Source organism: Streptomyces sp. NBRC 110028 (genome assembly GCF_001417735.1).
In the GTDB taxonomy this organism is placed as follows: Bacteria; Actinomycetota; Actinomycetes; order Streptomycetales; family Streptomycetaceae; genus Streptomyces.
In genome coordinates this window covers 414985-440140 of sequence record NZ_BBUZ01000026.1, presented here as the reverse complement: position 1 = coordinate 440140, position 25156 = coordinate 414985, and the positions used below count along the sequence as shown (strand labels likewise).

Annotated in this window: 23 protein-coding genes and 1 pseudogene; 14 read left to right on the top strand and 10 right to left on the bottom strand. The window is 73.5% G+C overall.

The window, feature by feature from the left end; translation table 11 throughout:
- Positions 1 to 3: 3 nt before the first annotated feature.
- Positions 4 to 708 carry a response regulator transcription factor gene (locus tag ASC60_RS17250; protein ID WP_055551778.1) on the bottom strand — a complete coding sequence of 235 codons (705 nt, stop codon included), beginning with the start codon at positions 706 to 708 and terminating at the stop codon, positions 4 to 6.
- 173 nt (positions 709 to 881) lie between these two features.
- Between ASC60_RS17250 and ASC60_RS17245 the strand changes: the two genes are divergently transcribed.
- On the top strand, positions 882 to 2147 hold the full coding sequence (locus tag ASC60_RS17245) for a glycosyltransferase family 4 protein (RefSeq protein WP_055551777.1): 1266 nt from the start codon (positions 882 to 884) through the stop codon (positions 2145 to 2147).
- Positions 2148 to 2180: 33 nt separating this feature from the next.
- On the opposite strand, the gene ASC60_RS17240 is transcribed toward ASC60_RS17245, so the two are convergent.
- The 6 genes from ASC60_RS17240 to pqqA form a co-directional block, all read right to left on the bottom strand.
- A complete protein-coding gene (locus ASC60_RS17240) occupies positions 2181 to 3707 on the bottom strand; it encodes an SDR family NAD(P)-dependent oxidoreductase (protein WP_234356981.1) in 1527 nt (508 codons plus the stop codon).
- A gap of 87 nt (positions 3708 to 3794) precedes the next feature.
- The gene (gene pqqE / locus ASC60_RS17235; RefSeq protein WP_055551868.1) at positions 3795 to 4916 is read right to left on the bottom strand and encodes a pyrroloquinoline quinone biosynthesis protein PqqE; all 1122 of its coding nucleotides are present in this window, start codon (positions 4914 to 4916) and stop codon (positions 3795 to 3797) included.
- Complete coding sequence (pqqD, locus tag ASC60_RS17230; protein ID WP_055551775.1) at positions 4904 to 5170, bottom strand: pyrroloquinoline quinone biosynthesis peptide chaperone PqqD; 267 nt, start codon at positions 5168 to 5170, stop codon at positions 4904 to 4906. Before pqqD ends, pqqE begins: the two co-directional genes overlap by 13 nt.
- On the bottom strand, positions 5167 to 5889 hold the full coding sequence (pqqC, locus tag ASC60_RS17225; RefSeq protein WP_055551773.1) for a pyrroloquinoline-quinone synthase PqqC: 723 nt from the start codon (positions 5887 to 5889) through the stop codon (positions 5167 to 5169). Before pqqC ends, pqqD begins: the two co-directional genes overlap by 4 nt.
- Entirely contained in the window at positions 5886 to 6788 is a 903-nt protein-coding gene (gene pqqB / locus ASC60_RS17220; RefSeq protein ID WP_055551771.1) for a pyrroloquinoline quinone biosynthesis protein PqqB, read from the bottom strand. Before pqqB ends, pqqC begins: the two co-directional genes overlap by 4 nt.
- An 11-nt stretch (positions 6789 to 6799) precedes the next feature.
- Complete coding sequence (pqqA, locus tag ASC60_RS17215; protein ID WP_055551866.1) at positions 6800 to 6940, bottom strand: pyrroloquinoline quinone precursor peptide PqqA; 141 nt, start codon at positions 6938 to 6940, stop codon at positions 6800 to 6802.
- A 453-nt stretch (positions 6941 to 7393) separates the two neighbouring features.
- Here pqqA and ASC60_RS17210 point away from each other — a divergent pair, with 453 nt between their 5' ends.
- Positions 7394 to 7615, top strand: a complete 222-nt coding sequence (locus ASC60_RS17210; protein WP_055551769.1) for a hypothetical protein — start codon at positions 7394 to 7396, stop codon at positions 7613 to 7615.
- Between the two features lie 11 nt (positions 7616 to 7626).
- On the top strand, positions 7627 to 8718 hold the full coding sequence (locus tag ASC60_RS17205; protein WP_055551767.1) for a sorbosone dehydrogenase family protein: 1092 nt from the start codon (positions 7627 to 7629) through the stop codon (positions 8716 to 8718).
- A gap of 59 nt (positions 8719 to 8777) precedes the next feature.
- On the opposite strand, the gene ASC60_RS17200 is transcribed toward ASC60_RS17205, so the two are convergent.
- Entirely contained in the window at positions 8778 to 9920 is a 1143-nt protein-coding gene (locus ASC60_RS17200; RefSeq protein ID WP_234356980.1) for a glycoside hydrolase family 105 protein, read from the bottom strand.
- Positions 9921 to 10204: 284 nt separating this feature from the next.
- Here ASC60_RS17200 and ASC60_RS17195 point away from each other — a divergent pair, with 284 nt between their 5' ends.
- The 5 genes from ASC60_RS17195 to ASC60_RS17175 all read left to right on the top strand — a co-directional run bounded on the left by ASC60_RS17195 (position 10205) and on the right by ASC60_RS17175 (position 15251).
- A complete protein-coding gene (locus ASC60_RS17195) occupies positions 10205 to 11656 on the top strand; it encodes a glutamine synthetase family protein (protein WP_055551765.1) in 1452 nt (483 codons plus the stop codon).
- Positions 11657 to 11659: 3 nt separating this feature from the next.
- Positions 11660 to 12835, top strand: coding sequence for an amidohydrolase family protein (locus ASC60_RS17190; RefSeq protein WP_055551763.1), 1176 nt, complete (start codon positions 11660 to 11662; stop codon positions 12833 to 12835).
- 56 nt (positions 12836 to 12891) lie between these two features.
- The gene (locus tag ASC60_RS17185) at positions 12892 to 13245 is read left to right on the top strand and encodes a hypothetical protein (protein WP_055551761.1); all 354 of its coding nucleotides are present in this window, start codon (positions 12892 to 12894) and stop codon (positions 13243 to 13245) included.
- Positions 13246 to 13329: 84 nt separating this feature from the next.
- On the top strand, positions 13330 to 14127 hold the full coding sequence (locus ASC60_RS17180; RefSeq protein WP_055551863.1) for an SDR family oxidoreductase: 798 nt from the start codon (positions 13330 to 13332) through the stop codon (positions 14125 to 14127).
- A gap of 59 nt (positions 14128 to 14186) precedes the next feature.
- Positions 14187 to 15251 (top strand): zinc-dependent alcohol dehydrogenase family protein, encoded by a 1065-nt coding sequence (locus ASC60_RS17175; RefSeq protein WP_055551759.1) that lies wholly within the window; start codon positions 14187 to 14189, stop codon positions 15249 to 15251.
- 193 nt (positions 15252 to 15444) lie between these two features.
- Here ASC60_RS17175 and ASC60_RS17170 read toward each other — a convergent pair whose 3' ends face one another.
- Positions 15445 to 17520 (bottom strand): 3-hydroxybutyrate oligomer hydrolase family protein, encoded by a 2076-nt coding sequence (locus tag ASC60_RS17170; RefSeq protein ID WP_063787154.1) that lies wholly within the window; start codon positions 17518 to 17520, stop codon positions 15445 to 15447.
- A gap of 31 nt (positions 17521 to 17551) precedes the next feature.
- Entirely contained in the window at positions 17552 to 18895 is a 1344-nt protein-coding gene (locus ASC60_RS17165; RefSeq protein WP_055551755.1) for a CitMHS family transporter, read from the bottom strand.
- Positions 18896 to 19040: 145 nt separating this feature from the next.
- Between ASC60_RS17165 and ASC60_RS17160 the strand changes: the two genes are divergently transcribed.
- The 6 genes and pseudogenes from ASC60_RS17160 to ASC60_RS17135 form a co-directional block, all read left to right on the top strand.
- Positions 19041 to 19979 (top strand): LysR family transcriptional regulator, encoded by a 939-nt coding sequence (locus ASC60_RS17160; protein WP_055551754.1) that lies wholly within the window; start codon positions 19041 to 19043, stop codon positions 19977 to 19979.
- Between the two features lie 140 nt (positions 19980 to 20119).
- Positions 20120 to 21337: a CaiB/BaiF CoA-transferase family protein gene (locus ASC60_RS17155; protein ID WP_055551752.1), complete on the top strand. Its 1218-nt coding sequence runs from the start codon at positions 20120 to 20122 to the stop codon at positions 21335 to 21337.
- A complete protein-coding gene (locus ASC60_RS17150) occupies positions 21327 to 22244 on the top strand; it encodes a CoA ester lyase (protein ID WP_055551750.1) in 918 nt (305 codons plus the stop codon). The genes ASC60_RS17155 and ASC60_RS17150 overlap by 11 nt, the downstream gene beginning before the upstream one ends.
- A gap of 90 nt (positions 22245 to 22334) precedes the next feature.
- A complete protein-coding gene (locus ASC60_RS17145) occupies positions 22335 to 23330 on the top strand; it encodes an aldo/keto reductase (RefSeq protein ID WP_055551748.1) in 996 nt (331 codons plus the stop codon).
- Positions 23331 to 23468: 138 nt separating this feature from the next.
- The gene (locus ASC60_RS17140; RefSeq protein ID WP_370592923.1) at positions 23469 to 24626 is read left to right on the top strand and encodes a transposase; all 1158 of its coding nucleotides are present in this window, start codon (positions 23469 to 23471) and stop codon (positions 24624 to 24626) included.
- Positions 24518 to 24847 (top strand): annotated as a pseudogene (locus tag ASC60_RS17135) (discoidin domain-containing protein); the annotation flags it as partial. The gene ASC60_RS17140 and the pseudogene ASC60_RS17135, both read left to right, overlap by 109 nt.
- Positions 24848 to 25156 lie beyond the last annotated feature (309 nt).

Sequence of the window (25156 nt, the reverse complement as noted above, 5' to 3'; positions counted from 1 at the left end):
CGTTCACTCCTCCCGCAGGGTGTAGCCGACGCCGCGCACCGTGTGGATGAGCGGGGCGCGCCCGGTCTGGTCGACCTTGCGGCGCAGATAGCCGATGTACACGGCCAGGTTCTTCGATCCGGGGCCGAAGTCATAGCCCCAGATGCGAGAGTAGATCGTGGCATGGTCGAGGACGATGCCCGCGTTACGGGCCAGCAACTCCAGGAGGTCGAATTCGGTGCGGGTCAGCTCCAGCTCCGTACCGCTCCGCCACACCCGGCGCGCCGAGGGGTCGAGCCGGAGGTCGGCGACCGCGAGGGTGGCGTCGTAGGCGGCCTCCTCCGCCGCGGGCTCCGGTATGGGGGCGACGCGGCGCAGCAGCGCGCGCAGCCGGGCGAAGACCTCCTCGACCTCGAACGGCTTGGCCACGTAGTCGTCGGCGCCCGCGTCCAGCCCCTCGATCCGGTCGGCGGTCTCCACCCGCGCGGTGAGCATGAGGATGGGGGTGCGGTCGCCCTCGGCGCGCAGCACCCGGCACACCTGGACTCCGTCCACGCCCGGCATCATCACGTCCAGCACGATCACGTCCGGGTGCTCGCGGTGGATGGCCGCCAGGGCCTCGACGCCGTCGGACACCGCGGTGACCCGGTATCCCTCCAGTATCAGGGCGCGCTCCAGCGCATGGCGGATGGCGCGGTCGTCCTCGGCGAGCAGCACGGTGTTGGTCACAGGACGAGTCTGCCAAGACCGCCCGGGAGCGATCGCCCTCGCCCCCGCGGAGCTGCGGCTCTTACCCGGCTCTCACCTTTCTCACGCGACCGGCTTACCGAGCCGGGACAGGGTACCCAGTACGTTCCGGGGGGATCGCGCCCCGGTGTTGCCACCGGCCGGAGAGACACCGTATGAAGATCGTATTCCTGCTGCACAACGCCTATGGGATCGGCGGAACGATACGCACCACGCTGAATCTCGCCGCGGCGCTCGCGGAGCGCCACGAGGTGGAGATCGCGTCGATGATGCGCCACCGCGCGACGCCGCGCTTCACCCTCGACCCGCGGGTGCGGCTGGTGCCGCTGGTCGACACGCGCCCCGGCGGCCTGGACGCGCAAGATCCGCTGTTCGCCGAGCCCACTGTGGACTTTCCCGTCCACGAGAAGCGGAACCACCAGTACAACCGGCTGATGGACCTGCGGGTCGCCCGGTATCTGGAGGGCTGCGACGCCGATGTGATCATCGGCACCCGGCCGGGCATCAATGTGTACCTGGCCCGTTTCGGCCCGCGCGAGGCGCTGCGCATCGCACAGGAGCACCTGCGGTACGAGGCGCACAGCAAGAAGCTGCGGGCCGAGCTGACGCCGTTCTACCGCACGCTGGACGCCCTGGTCACCACGACGGAGGCGGACGCGGCGGTGTACCGGGCGAAGATGCCGCTGCCGGGGGCGCGGACCCTGGCGATCCCCAACAGCGTCCCCGAACCGGCGGCCGAGACCTCCGAGGGCACCGCTCCGGTGATCGCGGCGGCGGGCCGGCTGGTCCGCGGCAAGCGCTTCGACCTGCTGATCGACGCCTTCGCCGAGGTCTCGCCCAAGCATCCGGACTGGCGGCTGCGGATCTACGGCGGCGGCGCCCAGAGGGAGCAGCTGCAGGAGCGCATCGAGGAGCTGGGGCTGACCGGGAGCGCCGAGCTGATGGGGCCGTACTCGCCGATCGAGGAGGAGTTCGCGAAGGCGTCGATCGTCGCGGTCGCCTCGGACGCCGAGTCGTTCGGGATGACGATCGTGGAGGCGATGCGCTGCGGGGTGCCGGTGGTGAGCACGGACTGCCCGCTCGGCCCCGCCGAGATCATCGAGGACGGGGTCACCGGGCGGCTCGTACCCGTCGGCGACAAGCAGGCGCTGGCACAGGCGCTGCGGGACCTGATCGACGACGAGCCGGGCCGCCGCGCGATGGCCGCGGCGGCGCTGGAGAGCGCGCGGAGGTACGACCCGGAGCCGATCGCCGAGCGCTACGAGCGGCTCTTCGAGGAGCTGGCCTCCAGCCGGTTCGCGCGCTCCTGGGAGCGTTCCCGGACCCGGCTGCGGGCCCGCTACCGCCGTACGGTCCGCCGCTGGAAGCGCGCCTTCCGCCGCCGTCTGCCCGCGGCGGGCGGGACGGGCGCGAAGGCCTGACGGGCCGCCCGGGCCTGCCGGGCGGCTCCGTGCCTACCAGGTGGTCGGCGCGTAGTCCTTGAGGAAGCAGCCGAACAGGTCCTCGCCCTGCTCGCCGCGGACGATGGGGTCGTAGACCCGGGCCGCGCCGTCCACCAGGTCGAGCGGGGCGTGGAAGCCGTCGGCGGCGAGCCGCATCTTGTCCGGGTGCGGCCGCTCGTCGGTGATCCACCCGGTGTCGACGCTGGTCATGAGGATGGCGTCGGTCTCGAACATCTCACGGGCGCTGGTGCGGGTGAGCATGTTGAGCGAGGCCTTGGCCATGTTGGTGTGCGGATGGCCCGCGCCCTTGTAACCGCGGCCGAACTTGCCCTCCATCGCCGACACGTTGACCACGTACTTGCGCCGGGCGGACGCGGCGGCCATCGCCGGGCGCAGCCGGCTGACCAGGATGAAGGGCGCCGTCTCGTTGCACAGCTGCACCTCCAGCATCTCCACCGGGTCCACCTCGTGGACCCGCTGGATCCAGGTGTTGGTGGCGTCCAGGTCCGGGACGAGCCCGCCCGCGTCGATCGCGGTGCCCGCCTCGATCCGGGCGGGCGAGGCGGAGCCGCTGGTGAGGGCGAGGGCGGTGAGGTCCTGGGCGGTCAGCGCGCCGTCCCGCTCCGTACGCGGTCCGGGCAGCGCCGTCTGGGAGCCGCTGCCGAAGGCGCCGAGGACGACGGACTCGGGCAGCTCGCCGGCGGGCAGCGGCGCCGACTCGCCCGCTATCAGCTCCGCGTACGCCTGCGGGGTGCGGCGCACGGTCTGCGCCGCGTTGTTGATCAGGATGTCCAGCGGCCCGGCGGCGGACATCTCGTCGGCCAGCGCGATGACCTGGGCGGGGTCGCGCAGATCGATACCGACGATCTTCAGCCGGTGCAGCCACTCGGCGCTGTCCGGCATCGCCGTGAAGCGGCGGATCGCGTCGTTCGGGAAGCGGGTGGTGACGGTGGTGTGGGCGCCGTCGCGCAGCAGCCGCAGCGCGATGTACATGCCGATCTTGGCGCGGCCGCCGGTGAGCAGCGCCCGGCGGCCGGTGAGGTCGGTGCGGGCGTCGCGGCGGGCCCGGTTCTCGGCGGCGCAGTCGCGGCAGAGCTGGTGGTAGAACGCGTCGACCTCGACGTAGCGGGTCTTGCACACGTAGCAGGAGCGGGGGCGCGCCAGGATGCCCGCGATCTCGGTGGTGACGGAGCGCTTGAGGGCGCGGCCCAGCGTCTCGTCGTCGATGCGGTCGGCGGCGCCGGTGGCGGTGGCCTCGGTCACCGTCTTGTCGTTGGCGGTCTTGGCGGCCCGCCGCTCCTGGCGCCTGCGCTGCTTGACCGTGCGGTAGATACCGGCCGTGGCCCGGCGCACCGTGATGGCGTCGGGGTGGTCGACGGGCAGCCGGTCCAGTTCTTCCAGGACGCTCAGGCAGGTCGCCAGGCGCCCGGGGTCGATGCCGGGCTCCGCGTGGGTCCCGGGCTCCCCCGGCTCCGTGGGCACGGCGCCGGTCTGCCCGGCCTCCGTCCGCTCGGCCCGGCCGTCGTCAGTCACCGTCATCGCCGCTGCCGCTTCCTCGTTCTGTTTTCCCTGGGTAACGGCCGAACTGTACGGAAGCGGGGACGGCCCTGCCAAACCCGCGCGGTCTCACCCCCTCCCGTACCCGCGGTAGGTATAGCCCCGGAGCGGGGGTTCCGCTGCCCGGGCGGGGCCGGTCAGCGAGCGGATCAGGCCATGATCGGGCGAGCGGGCGCAGGCCGGGTCGGTGCGGGCCGCGTCCCCGGTGAGGGCGTACGCCTGGCAGCGGCAGCCGCCGAAGTCCTCGGCGCGGTGGGAGCAGCTACGGCACGGTTCGGCCATCCACTCCTCGCCGCGGTAGCGGTTGAAGGCGGCGGAGTGGTCCCAGATCCACGCAAGCGCGTGGTCGCGGACGTTCGGCGGGTCCAGGCCGGGCAGGGCGGCCGCCGCGGGGCAGGGCAGGACGGTGCCGTCGGGCGCGACGGTGAGCGAGACCGCGCCCCAGCCGCCCATGCAGGGCTTGGCGACGCCCTCGAAGTAGTCCGGGAGGACCCACACCAGCTCGGTGCGGCCGCCGAGCTGTTCGCGCCGGCGTGCGACGGCCTCCCGGGCCCGGGCGAGCTGGTCGCGGGTGGGCAGCAGGGCGGCGCGGTTGCGCAGGGCCCAGCCGTAGAACTGGGTGTTGGCGAGTTCGATACGGTCCGCTCCCCAGGCCACGGCCAGGTCGATCAGGGCGTCCAGCGCGTCGAGGTTGTCGCGGTGCAGGACGATGTTGACGCCCAGCGGCAGCCCCGCCTCCCGTACCAGCGCCGCGGCCCGCTCCTTGGCGGCGAACGAGCGGTGTCCGGCGATCCGGTCCGACGCCTCGGGGTCGGCGTGCTGGACGGAGAGCTGGACGCTGTGCAGCCCGGCCCCGGTCAGCGCCGCGAGCCGGGCCTCGTCCAGTCCCACGCCGCTGGTGACGAGCTGGGTGTAGAGCCCGGCGGACACGGCGGCGGCGACGATCGCCTCCAGGTCCCGGCGCAGCAGCGGCTCGCCGCCGGACAGATGGGTGTGGACGACGCCCAGCTCGGCCGCCTGACGCAGCACCCGCTCCCACTCCTCGCCGGTCAACTCGCGGGAGCGGCGCACCAGCTGGAGCGGGTTGGAGCAGTACGGGCAGTGCAGCGGACAGCCGTGGGTCAGCTCGGCGAGCAGCGCCCAGGGGCGGGGGTGGGCGGTCCCTGGGGGGTGGGCGGTCACCGTATCCAGCCCTCCTCGTGCATCCGGCCAAGGAACGCGGGGACCTCGGTGGCCACGGGGGCGCCGGGGAAGCGTTCGGAGAGTTCGGCCACGATGGTGTCGAGGTCGCGGTCGCCGTCGCACAGCCGCAGCACGGTCCCGGCGGTGCCGCGCAGGACCACGACGCGCTCGGGCAGCACCAGCAGGTCCACCTCGCGCACCCGGTCGTGGCGCAGGCGCACCGCGGGGGCCAGGGCGGGCCGCCAGGCGGCCGGGGCCGTCATGTCCCCTCCCCCGCGGTGTCGCCCGCGGTGTGGCCGGACGTGTCCTTGGTGTCGGCGTGCTCCACCGCGTCCAGCAGGGACCACAGCACCTCGCATTTGAAGGTCAGCGCCGCGACCGCCCGCTCCTCGTCCTCGGGGGTGCGGGCCCAGGTGAGGACGAGGTCGAGGGCTTCGGCGCTGTCCCGGCTGCCCTGGCCGACCCGGTCGCGGAAGTAGCGCAAGCCCTCGCGCTCGATCCACCGGTAGTGGCGTTCGAACGCCTCGATGCGGGTGCGCATGATGCCGGGGGCGGACAGTTCGGTCAGCGAGGCGGCGACGGCCTCCAGCGGGGTGCCCAGACGGCAGAAGTTGACGTAGCCGTCGACCGCGAGCCGTACCCCGGGCAGCACGTCGGCGCCGGTCAGCAGCCGCTCCCGGCCAAGACCCGCGGCCTCGCCGAGCCGCAGCCACCGCTCGATGCCGCCCTCGCCGTCGGCCGCGCCGTCGTGGTCACGGATGCGGCGCAGCCACATCCGGCGCAGCCCCGGGGTGTCCAGCTTGGCGGTGATGAGCGCGTCCTTGACGGGGATGTGGCGCTGGTAGTGGAAGCGGTTGAGGATCCAGCGGCGCATTTCGGCGGGGGTGAGTTCGCCCGCGTGCATGCGGAGGTTGAAGGGGTGCCGGTCGTGGTAGCGCTCCTCGGCGACGGCGCGCAGCCGTGTCTCGAGGCTCCGGGTCATAGCTCGATCACCATCCCGTCGGCGGCCACCTCGATGCCCCGTCCGGCGAGCACCGCGTGCTGGGGCGCGGCCGGGTCGTTGAGGGGGTTGGTGTTGTTGAGGTGCGTGTACAGGGTGCGGGCGCCCAGTGCGGCGAGCCGCCGCGCCGTGCCGCCGGGTCCGTCGATCGGCAGATGGCCCATGGCGGTGGCGGTGCGGGAGCCGAAACCGCTGCGCCGGGGCTCCTCGTCGTCCCAGAAGGTGCCGTCGACGATGACGCAGTCGGCCTCCTCGGCGGCCCGCTGGAAGGTGTCGGGCCAGGCGGCGAGGGCGGGGGCGTAGAGGAGGGAGCGGCCGGTGGCGCGGTCCGTCAAGCGCAGGGCGACGACCCAGGCGTCGTCGTCGGCTCCGCCCAGCCCGGTGGCGTAGCGCGGGCGTTTGGCGGAGACGGGGACGGCGTCGAGCGTGAAGCCGGCGTCCGCGGCGGCCGGGCGGGGGCCTTCCACCGGCAGCTCGTGCCAGTCGAGGCGGGTGTAGGGGGTGAGCACATCGCCGAGGTGGAGTCCGGTCAGCAGGGCCCGGCGCACCGGGGCGGTGGTGTGCAGTTCGACGCCGTCGGCCTCGCGCAGCCGGGCGATGCCGAGGGTGTGGTCGAGTTCGGCGTCGGTGAGGATCACCCCGGCCAGTGGGGTGCGGCGCGGTTCGGGCCCGGGGTGGAGTTCGGGGCAGTCCTCGATCTGCTCGCCGAGGTCGGGGGTGGCGTTGACGAGATACCAGCGGCCTTCGGCGGCCCGTACGGCGAGCGAGGCGTGGCGGCGGCGGCGCTCCGGGTGGGCGCGTGCCCCGGAGCATCCGGGGCACGCGCAGTTCCACTGGGGTACGCCGCCGCCCGCCGCGGTGCCGAGCACACGCACGCGCATGGCGGCTGCCGTCAGCGGGCGTTCAGTGAGTAGGCGGTGACCTCCAGCGCGGTCTCGACGACCACGTAGTCGGGGGTCTGCCAGGCGGTCTGGTCCGGGGCGGGCGGTGTCCGGTCCGCCGTGGTGGGGGTCTGCCGCACGGTCTCGTTCATGGTGCTGACCTGCCTTCCGGTTTCCGATGGGTGGGTCGGTCCTGAGGAGGTGCCGCGGGGCGGGGCGGGCGCGGTCAGCCGGTGGTGCCGGCGCAAGCGCTCGCCGTCGGTGGTGGCGCTGTGCCGGACCACGGGGCGCCGGTGACGCCGCTGAAGCCGGGCCGCGGTCGGGTGCGGTGCTGTTGCAGCGTCACCGCCCTGTCGGTGTCCGGTCAAGAAGCATGCAGGCAATTCCTCCGACCTATTTGAATAGATATGTCACGTATATCTCGACCAGCTCAGCGAAATTCGCAGGTGGATGCCGGTACTTCACTACTGACTGCCTATCAGGACATTTTCTTGGTCCACACCATTCCTTGACTCATCGCGCCATACCTCCTACCTTCCGCGATGCGCCGTCACGCCCAAAGAAGTTGATGAACGATGAACAAGGATCGGACAGGGGAATCCTTGATGGAGCGCCCACCGCTCTTACCGCGCACCGCCCTCACCCTCGCGGCCACCGCGGCACTGATCGCCCCGGCCGCGGTCGCCTACGGCACCGAGCGCGCTCCGCAGGCGCCTGCCGCGTCCTGGAGCCTCACATGGCACCCCGAGGCCGGAGCCGCCGGCATGGCGCCGCTGCAGACCACCTCTCTGCTCACCCGGAACTTCAAGGCGTACAAGCTCCAGTAGGAGGAGACGCGATGAAGAACTGTCGGAACACCCTGGTGGCCGCGGTCGCCACCACCGCGCTCACCGCCGGGCTGCTGCTCGCCCAGGCGGGCACGGGCAACGCCGCACCGACCGCCGCCGATTCGGCTTCTTCGGCCCCTTCGACCATCAAGACCGTCTCGTCGGACTGGACGGTCCCCTGGGGGCTGGGCTGGCTGCCGGACGGCTCGGCGCTCATCACCGAGCGGGACTCGTTCAAACTCTTCAAGCTCACCCAGTCGGGCACCAAGACCCAGGTGGGCACGGTGCCCAATGTGGTGACCACCAGCGGCGAGGGCGGGCTGATGGGCCTTGCCGTCTCCCCGAACTGGAACACCGATCACTACGTCTATCTCATGCATACGGCGTCCGACGGCAACCGGATCGCCCGCATGACCTACGACGGCTCCTCACTGAGCGGCTACAAGGCTCTCGCCACCGGCATCAAGAAGAACAGGTACCACAACGGCGGGCGGCTGAAGTTCGGCCCGGACGGCTATCTGTACGCCAGCACCGGGGACGCCCAGACCGCCGACCTCGCCCAGGACAAGGACTCGCTCAACGGCAAGATCCTGCGGATGACCACCGACGGCAAGCCCGCCCCCGGCAACCCGTTCGGCACCCTCGTCTACTCGCTCGGCCACCGCAACCCGCAGGGCCTCACCTGGGATCCGCAGGGCCGGCTGTGGGAGGTGGAGCTGGGCAACAACAAGTACGACGAGCTGAACCTCATCGAGCCGGGCAAGAACTACGGCTGGCCCACCTGCGAGGGCTCCTGCTCCACCTCCGGGATGACCAGCCCCAAGCGCCAGTGGTCGGTCGGCGACGCCTCGCCCAGCGGGGTCACCTACGCCGACGGCGCGCTGTACATGGCCGCGCTGAGGGGCGAGCGGCTGTGGCGGATACCGGTCGACGGCACGAGCGCGGGCACCCCGCAGGCGTACTACACCAACTCCTACGGGCGGCTGCGCACCGTCGAGACGGTGCCCGGCGAGAACACGCTGTGGCTGTCCACGACGAACGCCGACAAAAACGGCGGGGAGCCGGACGGCGCGGACAAGGTGTTCCAGGTCGACCTGCAGTAGGCCCCCCGTGCCGCTGGGTGCGGCCGCGCTCCGCGGAGCGCGGCCGCACACGCGCGTCGTCAGGCGATCCGCTCGTTCATCAGCAGGAAGGCGCCCAACCCGTGCAGATCGTTCGTGTTGCGCTTGCGGCCGAGGTAGTACGCCAGGTCACCGACGTTGGTGCCCTCGCTGATGTCGGTGATGCTGGTCCGCCCGTCCGCGTCCACCGTCACCTTGTCCAGGACACCCTGGTAGCCCCGGCGCGCCGCCGCCGCGTAGCCGTCGCCGCGGATCCAGCCGTGGCCCAGGGCGGCGTGCAGCATCAGGGTGTACATGCTGGAGGCGGAGGTCTCGGTCCAGTTGCCGGGCTCGCTCGCCTTGTCGACGACCTGGAACCAGCGGCCGGTCGCCCGGTCCTGGTAGCGCAGGAATCCCTTGGCCAAGTGCGCCACGTTGCCGATGAGTTCGGCGCGGCGGGGGTGGTCGGCGGGCAGCATCTCCAGCACCTCGATGTGCGTCATCGCGGTCCAGCCGATGGCCCGGGCCCAGAAGTGGGCGGAGGTGCCGGTGGTGGGGTCCGGGTTCCAGGGGGCGTCGCCGTCCGCGTCGTAGGCGTGGTAGATCAGCCCGTTCGGCGCCTTCAAGTGGCGGAAGTACACCGAGAGGTTCCGGGTGACCTCGTCGTACGCGTACGACCTGTCCCCGTAGGCGATGCCGTACCGCAGCAGGAACGGCTGGGCCATGAAGACCCCGTCGCCCCACAGCTCGTTGGTCTTGCCGGTGGCGTGCCACATGCCGCCGTCCGCGGTGCGCGGATAGCTGGTGAAGCGGTCGCGGATCTGGTCGGCGGCGGCCCGGTAGCGTGCGTCGCCGGTCTCCCGGTGGAGCATCAGCAGCAGGTTGCCGGACTGCATGGCGTCGAGGTTGTCGAAGGTGCGGGCCATATGGCCTTCGGCGTCCACGAAGTTGTCCACCCAAGCCTTGATGTACGCCAGGTACGAGGGCTCCCGCACCCGCTGGTAGACGCGGTAGGCCCCCAGCAGGAACAGCCCCCGGGTGTAGCCCCAGCCGCCGAGCGAGACCGGGTCCGGGTAGCGGGCCAGGGTGGACTCCACCACCGCCCGCGACCAGTCCGTACGGGCCGCATGGGCTACCCCGGTCCCCGGCAGCAGAAGGCCGCCGCCGATGCCTAACGCGCTCGCGAGTACGGTCCTGCGTCTCATCACTGGACTCTCCTCTTCCGTGAATGCCATGTACGCGCCAAGCATAGCGAAGAACCCGCCTTTTGTGATCAAACGCGGAGGAATCAGCCGGATCCGCAACTCCCGTCAGCGACCAGGGGTTGCCATGAGGCCCCGTTCACCGCGGCGGAGCCGGACGTTCGCGACGGTTATGGGGAAGGCATATCCCACCGTCACACCCCGTATGCGATCGGGACAATCTGTCACCATAATGCCCTCCGCAGGCAATAGTCTCGGCGTACAGGCCGCGGCGGAGGAGGCAGCCCATGGGGACGGGCGATCGTGAACAGGCACAGGCACGGGCGCGGCAGGAGGCCGACCGGCTCACCGCGCAGGGCATCCATGGCATCGCGCTGACCTGGGTGGACAACGCGGGACTCACCCGGGTGAAGTCCGTGCCCACCGGGCGGCTGGCCCATGCCGCGCGGCGGGGCGTCGGCATGTCCCCGGTGTTCGACGTGTACCTCGTGGACGACTCCATGACGACGAGCCCTCATATCGGCGGCCCCGACGGCGATCTGCGGCTCTTCCCCGATCTCGGCCGGCTCACCGTGCTGGCCGCCCAGCCCGGCTGGGCGTGGGCACCGGCCGACCGCTACGCCCAGTCCGGCCTGGAACACCCCGCCTGCCAGCGGCTGTTCGCCCGCCGGATGACCGAGCGGGCGCACGGGCGGGGGATCGCGCTGCGCATGGGGTTCGAGACGGAGTGGGTCGTCACCACCGGCGGCACCGGCGCGCCGCGCCCCGCCCGCGACACGCCCGGCCCGGGCCCGTACGACGTGACCCCGTACGACACCACCCCCCGCGGCACGGCCCCGTACGGCGCCGCCCCGGGCCCGCGCTACGCCGGTACGGGCCCGGCCTACGGCATGGCGCGCCTGGTGGACCTCTCCGGCTACCTCGCCGACGTGCTCGGCACGCTGCGCACCCAGGGCGTGGAGGTGCTGCAGCTGCATCCGGAGTACGCGGCCGGGCAGTTCGAGGTGTCGGTGGCGCCCTCGGACCCGGTGGGCGCCGCCGATCTCGCCGTCCTCGTCCGCGAGACGATTCGCGGGGTGTCGGCCCGGCACGGGCTGACACCGCTGTTCGGCCCGGTGGCCGAGGCGGGCAGCGTCGGCAACGGCGGCCATCTGCACCTGAGTCTGTGGCAGGGCGACCGCAATCTGTGCCGGGACGGGGACGGGCCGCACGGCATGACCGCGACCAGCGAGGCGTTCCTCTCCGGAGTGCTGCGCGCGCTGCCCGCCCTGCTCGCCCTCGGCGCCCCCTCCCCCGCGAGCTATCTGCGCCTGGAACCCTCCCGCTGGGCCGGGGCGTATCAGTGCTGGGGGCTGGAGAACCGCGAGGCCGCGCTGCGCTTCATCACCGGCGCCCCGGACGATCCGGGCGCGGCCAACGCCGAGATCAAATGCTTCGACCCGGCCGCCAACCCCTATCTGCTGACGGGCGCGGTCATCGCCGCCGGGCTCGCCGGGCTCGACGCCGGGCTCACCCTGCCGCCACCGGTCTGCGGCGACCCGGCGCGGACGGGCCGGGAGCCGCGGCTGCCCACCTCGCTGCTCACCGCGCTGGAGCACTTCGAGGACTCGGGCGTCCTGCGCGAGGCGCTGGGCGATCCGCTCTTCGAGTCGATCGCCGCCGTACGCCGCGCCGAGGCGGCGCTGTTCGAGAAGGCCACCCCGCAGGAGATCGCGGCCGCGACCCGGGGACGGTACTGACCGATGCGCTCCGCCGAGGAGACGGCGCCGAGCGGTCCGCCTCTGCCGCCGCTGGTGGACCACCACTGTCATGGGGTGGCCCGCCACGAACTGGACGCCGCCGCGTTCGAGGCGTTCCTGACCGAGTCCGACGCGCCCGCCGCGCTCGGCACCACCTTCTTCGACAGCCAGCTCGGCTTCGCGCTGCGCCGCTGGTGCCCGCCGCTGCTCGACCTCGAACCGCACTGCCCGCCCGCCCGCTACCTCGCCCGGCGGCGGGAGCTGGGGGCGGGCGAGGTCAACCGGCGGCTGCTGAGCGCCGCCGGGATCACCGAATTCCTCGTCGACACCGGCCTCCCCGGCGGCCTCACCACCCCGGACGAGCTGGCCGCGGCGGCCGGGGGCACCGCGCACGAGATCGTCCGGCTGGAACACCTCGCGGAGCGGACCGCCGACACCTCGCGCGGCGCCGACGACTTCCTGACCGGGCTCGCCGACGGGATCCGGGAGGCCGCCCGTACCGCCGCGGGCTTCAAATCGGTGGCCGCCTACCGCTACGGCCTCCACTTCGAGCCCGATCCGCCCGCCCCCGCCGCCGTGCACACCGCGGCCGAGCGCTGGCTCGCCCACCGTGCCGAGGGCGGCGCGCCCGCCGCCCGGGTGGACGATCCCGTACTGCTGCGCCATCTGCTGTGGTCCGCGGCCCACACCGGGCTGCCGCTCCAGCTGCACACCGGCTTCGGCGATCCGGATCTGCGGCTGGACCGCTGCGATCCGCTCGCGCTCACCGACTTCATCCGCGCCGTGCGCCCCACCGGCTGCTCGCTGATCCTGCTGCACGGCTATCCGTACCACCGCGGCGCTGCCTACCTCGCCGCCGTCTTCCCGCATGTCTACGCCGACGTCGGCCTGTCCCTGACCCATACCGGGGCGCGGGCCGGGGCGGTGCTCGCCGAGATGCTGGAGCTGGCCCCGTTCGGCAAGGTGCTCTTCTCCACCGACGCCTACGGGCTGCCCGAGCTGTACGTGGTGGGCGCCCGGCTCTTCCGGGAGGCGCTGACCGCGCTGCTGACCCAGTGGGTGCGCGAGGGGGCGTGGTCGGGCGGCGACGCCGGGCGGGTGGCGGCGCTCCTCGGCGCGGACAACGCGCGCCGAGTGTACGGGCTCGGCAGTACGATCACCCGTGATCATCAGCCTTGACCGCAGAATCCCCGGTTCGCGGGGCACCGGGCGAGGAGTTTCGTCACGATGGTGGGATGGACGAAGAGCAATTCCTGGAGCGCGCCCAGCAGTTCGCGCTTCACCTGGCCGAGCTTCAGTCGCGTCTCGACCCCGCGTCGTACGATCTGCTGCTGCGCATACTGCACGGCGTCAACGAGGCCATCGTGGGCCGGTCCTCGGGCGGCGCCACCGGTATCGACGTGCCGGTCACCGCGCTCGACCGGGATCTGTTCACCCCCGCTCTCGGACGGGAGCTGGCCGAGCTGACCAGTCTGCTGGGGCCGCACGGGCTGCAGTTGATCGTCGAGTTCGGCGACCAGCAGGAGCGCGACCGGCGCGAGGTCGAGGCGATAGCCCGGGCCAGCGGCATGGATCCCGGAGGCACGTGAGGATCTACCGGCGGGTACGGTTCGGCGTGGGCGATGGTGCGTGCCGCCGTCGCCCACCACGTCAGCGTCGCCGGAGGAGAACGCATGCGGATCAGCGGCACCACCGTCCTGCTCACCGGAGCGACCGGGGGCATCGGGCAGACCCTCGCCCGGGCCCTCGCCTCCAGGGGCGCCAAGCTGCTGCTCACCGGGCGCCGCGAGGAGGTGCTGCGGCCGCTGGCCGAGCGGCTCGGCGCCCGCGCGATCGTGGCCGACCTGGCCGACCGGTCCGATCTGGAGCGGCTCGTCGAGGAGGCGGAGGCGGCGGACACCCGCATCCTCATCGCCAACGCCGCGCTGCCCTCCAGCGGTGACGTCCTCGGCTGCGACACCGACCACCTCGACCGCGCCCTCGACGTCAATCTGCGCGCCCCGCTGCTGCTGTCCCGGCTGATGGCACCGCGGATGGTGGCCGCGGGCTCGGGGCAGCTGGTGATGATCGGCTCGCTGGCGGGCCGTACCGCCTCCCCCGGCGCCGCGCTCTACAACGCGGCCAAGTTCGGGCTGCGCGGCTTCGCGCTCGGGCTGCGGCAGGACCTGCACGGCACGGGCGTCGGGGTCACGGTGGTACAGCCCGGGTTCGTCGGCGACGCCGGGATGTTCGCCGGCTCCGGCGCCTCCACGCCGCCCGGAGTGCGCACCATCACCACCGGCCGGGTCGCGGCGGCCACGCTCCGCGGGATCGAACGGAACCGGGCCGAGGTGAACGTGGCCCCGCTGGAGCTGCGCTTCGGCAGCGCCCTCGGCGGCCTCTTCCCCACCCTCGCCGAGCGCGCCCAGCGCGGGGCCGGGGCCGGGCAGACGTCCCGGCAGCTCGCCGACGGACAGCGCGACAAGCGCTGAGCGCGGCGTGGTGTAGGTTCGGGCGACCCCACCGGGAGTACGAGCGAGGGAGCGGGTTCATGCGTGCTGTGGTGTTCGACGACTTCGGGCGCAGGCCCGCGGTACGGACCGTCGACGATCCCACCCCCTCCCCCCGCGGCGCGGTGATCCGCGTCGAGGCCACCGGGCTGTGCCGCAGCGACTGGCACGGCTGGATGGGCCACGACCCGGACATCCGGCTGCCGCACGTCCCCGGCCATGAACTCGCGGGCACGGTCGAGGAGATCGGCCCCGAGGTCCTGAACTGGCGCCCCGGCCGCCGGGTCACCGTGCCCTTCGTCTGCGCCTGCGGCCGCTGCGCCGCGTGCGCGGACGGCGCCCAGCAGGTGTGCGAGCGGCAGACGCAGCCGGGCTTCACCCACTGGGGGTCGTTCGCCGAGTACGTCGCGGTCGAGAACGCCGACGTCAACCTCGTCGGCATCCGCAACGAACTGCCCTTCACCACCGCCGCCTCGCTCGGCTGCCGCTTCGCGACCGCCTTCCGCGCGGTGGTGACCCAGGGCCGGGTCGCTCCGGGCGAATGGGTCGCGGTGCACGGATGCGGCGGGGTCGGACTGTCCGCCGTCATGATCGCGGCGGCCTGCGGGGCGCGGGTCGTCGCGGTCGACATCTCCGCCCGGGCGCTCGCCCTGGCCTCCCGCTTCGGCGCGGCGGTCTGCGTGGACGCGTCCTCCACCCTGGGCTCGGTGGCCGAGGCCGTCGCGGACGCGACGGGCGGCGGCGCCCATCTCTCCGTCGACGCGCTGGGCTCGCCCCGTACCTGCGCGGCCTCCGTGAGCAGCCTCCGCCGCCACGGCCGCCACGTCCAGATCGGCCTGCTGCCGCCCGCCGCCGGCAACCCGATGCTCCCGATGGACCGGGTCATCGCGCTCGAACTCCAGCTGCTGGGCAGCCACGGCATGGCCGCCCACGCCTACGGGCCGATGATGGAGATGGTCGATGCCGGGACGCTGCGGCCGGATCTGCTGGTCACCGACGTCATAGGGCTGGACGCCGTCCCCGAGGCCCTGACCACGCTGACGTCGGCGGCCAAGGGCGGAGTGACGATGATAGAGCCCCATCGCGCACCGCCCTCCGGCCGCTGACACCGGCTCGGCTCCGGGCGGGCGTCGCCGCCGCCCGGTCACCGGCTCGTGGGGCGGACGTGCGTCCGCGGCCCGGTGGGGTGGGGATGGTGATGTCGCGCATCGCGAGGACCGCCCCTCCGGTATGCCGATCGCGACGATCCGCGGATTCGCCCCCACACCACCGGAGGCGTGACGGACCGCAGGCCCCGCCCTACGGCACCCGTACGGTGTTCCGCACCACCCGCACCCGGTCCGCCGCCGCCGGATCGGCCGCGATCGCGGGGACGTTGGCGGGGGTCAGCTCCGGGGCGTGTCCCGGCTCGCCGCCCCGTGGCACCGTCCGCACCACCTGGCTGGGCGGCAGTTCCCCGCCCCGCCCCCGCAGCCGCTGCCACATCACGTCCAGCGCCTGCTGGTAGTAGTACCCGAGCGGGACGTACCGGTTGTCCAGCCCCGGGGTCTGCGCGTCGCTGTGGTGGGCGTGGGTGACCTCGACGTAAGCGACCGTGGGAGTCCCGTGCTGCGCACGCGCGTTGAGCCCCAGATACGGCCGCGAGCTGTGGTTCACGGGCACCCTGGTGTCGTCCCGGCCGTGCACGATGAGCGCCGGTTTGCCGTGCAGGTCGCCGCTGCGGCGCGTGGCATCGAGTCCGGCGGCCAGCCGCGCCGCCCAGCCCCGTCCCTCGGTGGCGCCCGGCCGCGGGAAGGCGAGCCCGTACACGCAGCGCTCGCCGCGCAGGTTGTAGTCGTGACGGCCGTCCGCGCCACGGGACTTGCTGTCGGCGACGGGCCCGCCGGGCGCGTTCTCGTCGATCAGCGTCCCCGGGGCGGGCGCCCGCCCCGGGCTGGTGCCGAAGGCGGCGGCCAGCTCGGAGCGGCGGTAGGGCACCGGGGTGCCGGAGCCGTCGGTGCGCGCCCACCCGTATCCGCACAGCGCGTCGTCCACGGAGGCGCGCGCGTAGCTCATCGCGTACGAGGCCGGGGTCTGCGGATCGTAGTGCGACAGCTGCAAGTACCCGGACTGCGGCTGGTATCCGGCGCGCGCCAGGGCCCGTGCGGCGAGCCGTGGCAGACCGTCCTCCCCCGCCCGGCGCGCGTCGCGGCGCGTGATGAGCCGGGGGTCGTCGCCGACCAGCGCCGCGCACCGGCGGCGCGCGGCGGGGACGTCCAGGGTGGCGTAGCCGGGCGCGGAGGGTTCGGTGAGAGCGGCGCACGGCTGGAGCAGCGAGGCCAGGGAGTTGTACCGGATCAGCGGGAGCCCGGCCACGGGGACGGCGCGCCCGCCCTGGCGCACCCGGATGCCGCCTCGCGGGGCGAGGTTCATCTGCGGTTCGGAGGCGACGACGGCGTCGATGAGCCCGGCACGGTCGTCCTCGCCCGCGGCGACGGCCGCGCCGCCGCCGTTGGAGACGCCGGTGGCCAGGACCGTGGTGGTGGCCGCGGTGTAGCCGCCGCGGGGCGCGCCGCTTGCCCGGTCGCGGTTCAGGACGGCGAGCGCGAGCCGCACCGAGCGCAGCATATCGCGCCCCCAGGTGGCCTGCGGATCGGTCCGGGAGTGGGCCATCTTGTACGCCACGCGGTACGGGCGGGCGGTGTCGAAGCGGGCCCGCTCGGCGTCGGTCAGCCCGGCGTCGAAGGCGCTGCGGCCGTCGAGTTCCGTACGCGGCCCGGTCGTGCCGTCGTAGGCCATGACCGTGCCGGAGTGCACGTCGTCGAAGGCCGGGCCCATGCCCTTGTCGGTGTAGGCGACGGCGCACCCGCGGTGCAGGCCCCAGGCCCCGGCCGTGCCGACCATGCTGTAGACGCCGCCGAGTCCGGTCGCGGGCGCGGCCACCACGCAGGGCCGGGCGCGGTCGAAGGTGTCCGGCACCTGGACGACGAAGCTCACGCTGTCCGCGCCGCGCCCCGCCACCGCCCGGTACTCGGTGCCCGCGATCCGGCCGTCGCCGGGCAGCGGGCGGCCCCGGTCGACGTTGGCCCCGTACAGCCGCCCGAGTCCGCCGCCGGAGCCGGCCGACATCCCGGCGGACGCCCAGACGGCCTGGCGGCGCAGCTCGGCGGTGGTGGGCCGGTCGGGGTCGGCGGGGGCGGGCAGCGGGCCGCGCAGGCCGTCGAAGCCGAGCCCGGCGGTGAGCAGATCGTCGCCCGTGCCGTCGTAGTGGACGGAGGTGAGGTGGTGGAAGCCGGGAGGCGGCAGGGACCGCTCCGCCGCGGCGACGGGGGTGAGGGACGCCGCGGTCAGGGCGACGGTCAGCAGGCTCACGGACGTACGGCGTACGGATGGCATCGCGGAGGCTCCTCCTCGGGGCGTCACAGCGTTACGAACGAATGCACACCGGGATCGCGCCCGTCGCCATGGCGACCGCGGTCATCACCAGCGTGGAGCCGAACGCCCAGCGGAAGATGAACCGCTGGTGCTCGCCGAGCTGCACCCCGCTCATGCCGAGCAGGATGAACGTCGCGGCGGTGAGCGGGGAGAGCGGGAAGCCGGTGGTCATCTGGCCGAGGACGGCGGCGCGGGCGACCTCGGCCGGGTCGGTGCCGAAGGAGTCGGCGGTCCCGGCGAGCACGGGCAGGATGCCGAAGTAGTAGGCGTCGGGGGTGAAGACGAGGCTGAGCGGCATGCTGGTGACGGCGACCAGCGCGGGCAGATGCCCGCCGAGGCCGTCGGGGATGACCCCGACGATCGCGTGGGCCATCTTCCCGATCATGCCGGTGCCGGTGAGGATGCCGGTGAACACACCGGCGGCGAAGATCATGGTGGTGACGAGGACGACGCTGTTGCCGTGCTTCTCCAGCAGGGCCTGCTGGTCCTCCCAGCGCGGGTGGTTGACCAGCAGCGCGATGGCGAACGCGAGCACGAACAGCACCGGCAGCGGCATGGCCTCCAGCACCAGGCAGGTCAGCAGGGCCAGGGTGAGGGCCAGGTTGAAGACGGTGAGCGCGGTGCCCGCCCGCGCCGCCACCCGGGGCGTGCCCGGACCGTCGCCGGTGGCCGCCACCGCGGTCGGCTCCGGGGTCGGCTCCGGGCCGGACTCCCGGCCGAGCGCGCCGAGGCGCGTGCGTTCGCGGCGGCCGATGAGGTACGAGGCGAGCAGCACCCAGCAGAGACCCGCGGCAAACGCGGGCAGCAGCGGGGTGATCACATCGGAGGTGTCGAGCTTGAGGGCGGCGGCGGCCCGTGCGGTCGGCCCGCCCCAGGGGATCATGTTCATGACGCCCGCGCCGAGCGCGACGATCCCGGCCAGCACGAGCCGGCTCATGCCGAGCCGCCGGTAGACGGGCAGCAGGGCGGAGATGGTGATGAGGAAGGTCGAGGCGCCGTCGCCGTCGAGTCCGACGCACATCGTCAGGACGGCGGTGCCGACCGCGACCCTGACCGGGTCGTTTTTCGCGATGCGCAGGATGGCGCGGATCAGCGGTTCGAAGAGACCCGCGTCGATCATCAGGCTGAAGTAGAGCACCGCGAAGGCGATCATGATGCCGGTGGGGGCGACCTGGGACAGCCCGTCGAGCGCCATCGGGCCGAGTTCGTCCCCGTAGCCGCCGGCCACCGCGGTGACCACCGGTGTCAGCACGAGGGCGACCAGCACCGAGACCCGTTTGAACATGGTGAGCAGCAGGAAGCCGCCGATCGTGCAGAATCCCAGGGCTGCCAGCATGGGCCGCTCTCTTCCTCGTCCGGTCAGGTGTTGCCGAAGAGTGTCGGAGCGGTGATAGATCCGCGTCCAGCATCGAACACAGATCTATCCATGCGTTCTGCGCAACAGTTCCCCCGGACGGCGGTCGCGCATACGCTCGCCGACCATGGACGTCACCCTCCGCCAGCTCACGGCGTACACCGCGGTCGCCCGCGCGGTGAGCTTCACCGCGGCCGCCGCCGAACTGCACGTGTCCCAGTCCTCCCTGAGCCGTGCGGTCGCCGATCTGGAACGCACCCTCGGCATGCGGCTGCTGGAACGCGACACCCGCAACGTCGAACTCACCCCGGCCGGGGCGGAGGCGCTGCGGATCGCCGAACAGATCCTCGCCGCGCACCGGGCGGGCCTCGCCCAGCTGGGCCGCTATGTGGCCGGCGAGCGCGGCGCCGTGTCGCTGGCCGCGCTCCCCTCGGTGGCGGCCGTCCTCCTGCCGCCGGTCATCTCCGTCTTCCGCGCCCGGCGCCCCGAGATGACCGTACGGCTCCTGGACGGCCTGGAACGCTCGGTGCTGCAGCGGGTCGTGGACGGCGACGCCGACTTCGCCGTGAGCACGGTCCCCCACCACCAGGCGACCGGCGGCGTCCGGCTGCGGCCCCTGGTGCGCGACCGCTTCCACGCGGTGCTCCCCGAACACCATCCGCTCGCCGAGCGGGAGGAGGTCACCTGGGACCAGCTGGGCCGCGAACCGTTCCTCGCGGTCGGTACGGACTCCAGCGTCCGCCGCATGACGGACGCCGCCTTCGCCCGGGCGGGCAGGGACGCGGCCCCGGCGGCCGAGGCGTCGAGCGTGGCCACGGTGGGCGGCCTGGTGGCGGCGGGCCTCGGCGTCTCCGCCCTCCCCGCCCTGGTCCACCCCCTGATCCCGCCGGGCCCCGTGGTCCGCCGCCCGCTGGTCGCCCCGGTGCTGGAGCGCCGCCTGTACGTGGTCCTCCCGGCGCACCGGGCGCTCCCGCCGGGAGCGGGGCGCTTCCTGGAGGAGCTGGAGGCGTGCCGGGCGGCGGGCCGGGGGCTCCCGGACGGGGTGGCGTGGGAGGAGGCCGACTGATCCCTCAGCGGCTGATCCCTCAGCGGCAGGTCCCCGGCCGGTCCCTGGCCGGGCGCCCCGTTCGTTGTTGCGACATCCGCATGAATTGATGCTCGTTCAATGCTGGACCCGCATATGCCCCAGCCCGCAGCCTGAACCGCATGGAGGACCACACCAGCACACGGCAGGGGCAGGGACAGCTCGCGGGACTCAAGGTGGTGGAGTTCGCCCACGTCGTGGCGGGCCCGCTCGCCGGGGGCATGCTCGCCGACCAGGGGGCCGACGTCGTACACGTCGAGCCGCCCGGCGACGGGGACGCCGCCCGGGCCATGGGGCCCCGCCGGGACGGGGTCCCGCTCTGGTTCAAGGTCGCCGGCCGCAACAAGCGCTCCGTGACGCTCGACCTGCACCACGAGACGGGCCGGGAGGTCGCCCGGGAGCTGGTCGCCTGGGCCGATGTGGTGATCGTGACGCTGCGCGCCGGGCGGCTGCGGACCTGGGGGCTGGACTGGGAGGCCGTCCACGCGCTCAACCCCCGGGCCATCCTGCTCCAGATCTCCGGCTTCGGCGCCACCTCCTCCCGCGCGGACGCCCCCGGCTTCGGCAAGATGGGCGAGGCCCGCAGCGGGGTCGTCCACCTCACCGGCTTCCCCGACGGCCCGCCCGTGCACACCGGCTTCTCGCACGGCGACGCCGTCACCGGCCTGATGGGGGCGTTCGCGGTGCTCGCCGCGCTGCACCGCCGTAACACCGACCCGGACTTCGACGGCGAGTGGATCGACCTCGCCCTCTTCGAACCCCTCTACCGCCTCGTGGAGTGGCAGATCATCGCGTACGACCAGCTCGGTACGGCCCCCGGGCGGGCGGGCAACCAGCTCGCGGTCGCCCCCGCCGCCGTCATCAACACCTACCGCAGCGCGGACGGCGACTGGCTCACCGTCACCTCCGCCACCACCCGCTCGGTGCGCAACGTGGTCCGTCTGCTCGGCCTGCCCGACGCCGAGTTCGCCACCGTCGAGCAGCAGCACGCGGGCCGCGACCGGCTGGACACGGCGCTGCGCGAGTGGGTCGCCGGGCGCCCCTCGGCCGCATGCCTGGCGGAGTTCGAACGCGCCGAGGTGGTGGCCTCCCGCGTCTTCACCGCCGCCGACATCGCGGCCGACCCCGTCTACGCCGAGCGCGAGGACATCATCACCGTCGACGACCCCGACCTCGGCCCGGTCCGGATGCAGGCGGTCATCCCCCACTTCCGCCAGGCCCCCGGCGCCGTGTGGCGCACCGGCCCGGCGCTCGGCGAGGACAACGCCGTGGTCTACGGGCAGTGGCTCGGCATCGACGACAAGCGGCTGGCGAAACTGGAGGACGACGGTGTCATCTGAACCGTGTGCACCCGCCCGGGTCCCCCTGCGCTCCCTGCTGTTCGTCCCGGGCAGCAGAACCGACTGGCTGCCCAAGGCGCGGGCGGCGGGCGCCGACGCCGCGATCCTCGACCTGGAGGACGCGGTCCCGGGCGACGGCAAAGCGGCGGCGCTCGACGCGGTGACCCGCGCCGTCGACGAGGCGGCGGCGCAAGCCGCCACCGGCCGGATGCGGCTGCTGGTCCGCGTCAACTCCCTCGACCGCGGGGCGGGCTGGCAGGCCGCCGACGAACTGCGCGCCGTGGCCCGCCCCGGCCTCTACGGCATCGTGCTGCCCAAGGTCGCCCACGCCGACGACGTGACGGCCGCCGACCGGATGCTGGCGTGGTGCGAGCACCACCACGGCCTGCCCGAGGGCCACTTCGCGCTCATCCCCTTGCTGGAGACCGCGCGCGGACTGCGCGAGGCCTACGCCATCGGCCGCGCCGCCGACCGCGTCGCCCACCTGGGCGCGCTCACCGGCCCCGGCGGGGACGTGGAGCGCGCCGTGGGCTACCGCTGGAGCCGGGAGGGCGAGGAGACACGCGAACTGCGCGCCCGGGTACTGCTCGACGCGCGCGCCGCGGACCGCCCCCACCCGGTGGCCGGGCTGTGGACCGACCTCGCGGACCTCGACGGGCTGCGCCGCTTCGCCGAGCAGAACCGCGCCCTGGGGTACGAGGGGATGGCGGTGATCCACCCCTCCCATGTGCCGGTCGTCAACGAGGCGTTCTCCCCCGGCCCCGACGAGCTGGCCCGCTGCGCCCGGCTGATCGCGGCGGTGGAGGAGGCCCAGGCGCGCGGGGCCGGGGCCGTGCGGTTCGAGGGGCGAATGGTGGACGAGGCGATGGCGGCCACGGCCCGCCACACGCTCGCCCGGCACGGCTGACTCCCGTTCCGCTCGGGGGCTTGCCCTGGAGCGCGCTCCACGCCCGGGGGCTTGCCCTGGAGCGCGCTCCAACTCCTACAGTCCACAGCCATGGAGACCATGGCGCACAACAGAACGCTGGGCCGCGGCGGCATCGAGGTGAGCGCCCTCGGCTTCGGCTGCTGGGCCATCGGCGGTGAGTGGCAGTCCCCCGACGGGCAGCCACTGGGCTGGGGCAAGGTCGACGACGACGAGTCCGTGCGCGCGATCCGGCGCGCCCTCGACCTCGGCGTCACCTTCTTCGACACCGCCGACGCGTACGGCACCGGCCACAGCGAACGCGTACTCGGCCGCGCCCTCGGCAAGCGCCGCGCCGACGTCGTCGTCGCCACGAAGTGGGGCAACGTCTTCGACGAGCGGACCCGGACCCGCCTCGGACAGGACGACTCCCCGGAGCACGCGCGCCGGGCCCTGACCGCCTCCCTGCGGCGCCTGGACACCGACCACATCGACCTGTACCAGCTCCACATCTCCGACGCCGACCCGGAGCGCGCCGCCCGGCTGCGCGAGACGTGTGAGGAGTTCGTACGCGAGGGGCTGATCCGCGCGTACGCCTGGAGCACCGACGACCCCGCCCGGGCCGCCGTCTTCGCCGAGGGCCCGCACTGCGCGGCCGTCCAGCACCGGCTGAACGTCCTCCAGGACGCGCCCGGGCTCCTCGCCCTCTGCGCGGAGTCCGGCCTCGCCAGCGTCAACCGCAGCCCGCTCGCCATGGGCCTGCTCACCGGCAAGCACACCGCCGGGCGCGCCCTGGAGAGCGGGGACATCCGCAACGCGCCGCCCGCCTGGCTGCCGGGGTTCACCGCGAACGCCGGGGCCGACCCGGCCTGGCTCCGGCGGGTCGACGCGCTGCGGTCCGTCCTCACCAGCGACGGCCGCACCCTCGCGCAGGGCGCCCTCGCCTGGATCTGGGCCCGCGACCCGCGGACGATCCCCATCCCCGGCTTCCGCACGGTCGCCCAAGCCGAGGAGAACGCGGGCGCCATCGCGAAGGGACCGCTCACCGCCGGGCAGATGGCCGACATCGAGCGGATCCTGGGGCGGTAGCGGCGGTCTGCGGCGGCCGGAGCGCCCCCGGCCGCCGCTGGGGGCGCCCCGGCCGGTCGGATGCTGACTCTGTCGGGGATCTTGGGGATCCCCGGCGGGGCAGCATGATCAACGGGCCTGCTCGGCTCTGTTCAACCGATGCGGTTGTCGAGGTGCCCGTTGTCGCTCCGTGCCCGTTCTGGTGAGCAAGTGCCTTCTCTGACCGTGCGGATGGCGCGGGCGAGTAACCCGGGCGGTACGACGGCGTTGTGGGTGAGAGACCACCTGGGCGGGCTGTGGCGTGACGAGGACTTCGCCGACTGGTATCCGCGTGATGGCCGTCCGGGTCTCTCGCCCGCTCGGTTGGCCACCGTCCGCGTGCTCCAGTTCCTCCTCGGCCTGTCGGACCGGCAGGCGGCCGAAGCGGTTCGCTGCCGCATCGATTTCACGTACGCGCCGGCCATGGAACTGGACGATCCCGGCTTCCACCACAGCGTGCTCGCCGACTTCCGTGACCGTCTCACCGAGCACGGCCGAGCCGACCGGCTCCTCGACCTCGCGCTCGCGCGTCCGAAGGAGGCCGGTCTCGTCCGCGAGCGCACCACCCAGCGCACGGACTCCACCCACGTCCTGGCTGCGGTGCGCGACCTGACCCGGCTGGAACTGGTCACCGAGGCCGTCCGCGCCGCGCTGGAAGAGCTGGCCGGCACAGCCCCGCACCTGCTGGCCGGCCTGGTCGACGAGGAGTGTGGGCGCCGCTACGGCCGCCCGGTCCGGCTGGGCAAGAACCCCACCCGCCCCAAGACCAGGATCCTCGCCACCGGAGGCGACGCCGCCCGGCTGATCGAACACCTCGGGCACCAAGGGCCGGAACGCCTGTCCGGGCCCCGCGTCCAGGCCCTGCGGCAGATCATGGTGCAGAACCACCACCGCGACGGGGCCGGCCGCCTGCGCCGGCGCACCGCCGAGGACGGCGGCCTGCCGCCCTCGGCCGTCGCGGTCGTCCCGCCCTACGAGCCGACGGCCCGCTACGCACGCAGCGGACACGCCACCCGATGGAAGGGGTTCGTCGCGCATCTCACCGAGACCTGTGATCCCGACGGCGTCAACGTGATCACGGATGTGGCCACCACCGACGCCACCGGCTACGACGCGAAGGCTCTGCCCGGCATCCACACCCGGCTCAAGCGCCGCAGGCTGCTGCCGCCGTGCCGATCGACGGCAAGTCGGATACCCGCTGGTCCTCCCGGGCCGAGGACGGCGCCTGGTTCCAGCTGGAGCCGGCCCACCCGGCCCGGATCGGCCGCCTGGAGCTGACCTGGCAGGACGCGTACGCCTCCCGCTACCGCGTCCAGGTCTCCGGGGACGGCCGCACCTGGCGCGAGGCGGCGACAGTCGCCCATGGGAAGGGCGGGCGGGAGTCGATCGGCATGGACGCCCCGGACACGCGTTTCATCCGCGTCCAGGGCGTCGAGCGCGCCACCCGCTTCGGCTACTCCCCCTGGTCGGTGGCCGCCTACGCGGCCCAGGAGAACTAGCCCCAATACCGGGTGATGTGGCTGTTTTCCGGCGGGTGGGTTTGACCTTGGCCGACCCGACCAGGGCCACGCGGGGAGCGTCCGGCCGGACGGACGCGTGGCCGAGGCGCGGTAGCGGCAGTAGCGGCCGGCTGACATCGGCGCCGCTGGGGCCCGGCTCCGCGGAGCACCCTTGCTCCCCGGGCCCGGACCCGATCACCTCCCAAACCGGACAACCGGGACCGGTCACCCGTGCGCCTCCCCGATTAGCCTGGCCGGAACGCGATGCATTCCTCTGGCCGAAAACCATCGGACACACATGCGGTCCAT

Excerpts from the sequence above, each read along its gene's own strand:
- ASC60_RS17190 (WP_055551763.1), top strand. The coding sequence starts at position 11,660 with ATGCGCTCCGCCGAGGAGACGGCGCCGAGCGGTCCGCCTCTGCCGCCG.
- ASC60_RS17210 (WP_055551769.1), top strand. The coding sequence starts at position 7,394 with ATGGAGCGCCCACCGCTCTTACCGCGCACCGCCCTCACCCTCGCGGCC.
- ASC60_RS17155 (WP_055551752.1), top strand. The coding sequence starts at position 20,120 with ATGGAGGACCACACCAGCACACGGCAGGGGCAGGGACAGCTCGCGGGA.
- pqqC (WP_055551773.1), bottom strand. The coding sequence starts at position 5,889 with ATGACCCGGAGCCTCGAGACACGGCTGCGCGCCGTCGCCGAGGAGCGC.
- ASC60_RS17180 (WP_055551863.1), top strand. The coding sequence starts at position 13,330 with ATGCGGATCAGCGGCACCACCGTCCTGCTCACCGGAGCGACCGGGGGC.
- ASC60_RS17185 (WP_055551761.1), top strand. The coding sequence starts at position 12,892 with ATGGACGAAGAGCAATTCCTGGAGCGCGCCCAGCAGTTCGCGCTTCAC.
- ASC60_RS17240 (WP_234356981.1), bottom strand. The coding sequence starts at position 3,707 with ATGACGGTGACTGACGACGGCCGGGCCGAGCGGACGGAGGCCGGGCAG.
- ASC60_RS17165 (WP_055551755.1), bottom strand. The coding sequence starts at position 18,895 with ATGCTGGCAGCCCTGGGATTCTGCACGATCGGCGGCTTCCTGCTGCTC.
- ASC60_RS17145 (WP_055551748.1), top strand. The coding sequence starts at position 22,335 with ATGGAGACCATGGCGCACAACAGAACGCTGGGCCGCGGCGGCATCGAG.
- ASC60_RS17140 (WP_370592923.1), top strand. The coding sequence starts at position 23,469 with ATGCGGTTGTCGAGGTGCCCGTTGTCGCTCCGTGCCCGTTCTGGTGAG.
- ASC60_RS17205 (WP_055551767.1), top strand. The coding sequence starts at position 7,627 with ATGAAGAACTGTCGGAACACCCTGGTGGCCGCGGTCGCCACCACCGCG.
- ASC60_RS17160 (WP_055551754.1), top strand. The coding sequence starts at position 19,041 with ATGGACGTCACCCTCCGCCAGCTCACGGCGTACACCGCGGTCGCCCGC.
- ASC60_RS17175 (WP_055551759.1), top strand. The coding sequence starts at position 14,187 with ATGCGTGCTGTGGTGTTCGACGACTTCGGGCGCAGGCCCGCGGTACGG.
- pqqA (WP_055551866.1), bottom strand. The coding sequence starts at position 6,940 with ATGAACGAGACCGTGCGGCAGACCCCCACCACGGCGGACCGGACACCG.
- ASC60_RS17195 (WP_055551765.1), top strand. The coding sequence starts at position 10,205 with ATGGGGACGGGCGATCGTGAACAGGCACAGGCACGGGCGCGGCAGGAG.
- ASC60_RS17200 (WP_234356980.1), bottom strand. The coding sequence starts at position 9,920 with ATGAGACGCAGGACCGTACTCGCGAGCGCGTTAGGCATCGGCGGCGGC.
- ASC60_RS17170 (WP_063787154.1), bottom strand. The coding sequence starts at position 17,520 with ATGCCATCCGTACGCCGTACGTCCGTGAGCCTGCTGACCGTCGCCCTG.
- pqqB (WP_055551771.1), bottom strand. The coding sequence starts at position 6,788 with ATGCGCGTGCGTGTGCTCGGCACCGCGGCGGGCGGCGGCGTACCCCAG.
- pqqD (WP_055551775.1), bottom strand. The coding sequence starts at position 5,170 with ATGACGGCCCCGGCCGCCTGGCGGCCCGCCCTGGCCCCCGCGGTGCGC.
- ASC60_RS17245 (WP_055551777.1), top strand. The coding sequence starts at position 882 with ATGAAGATCGTATTCCTGCTGCACAACGCCTATGGGATCGGCGGAACG.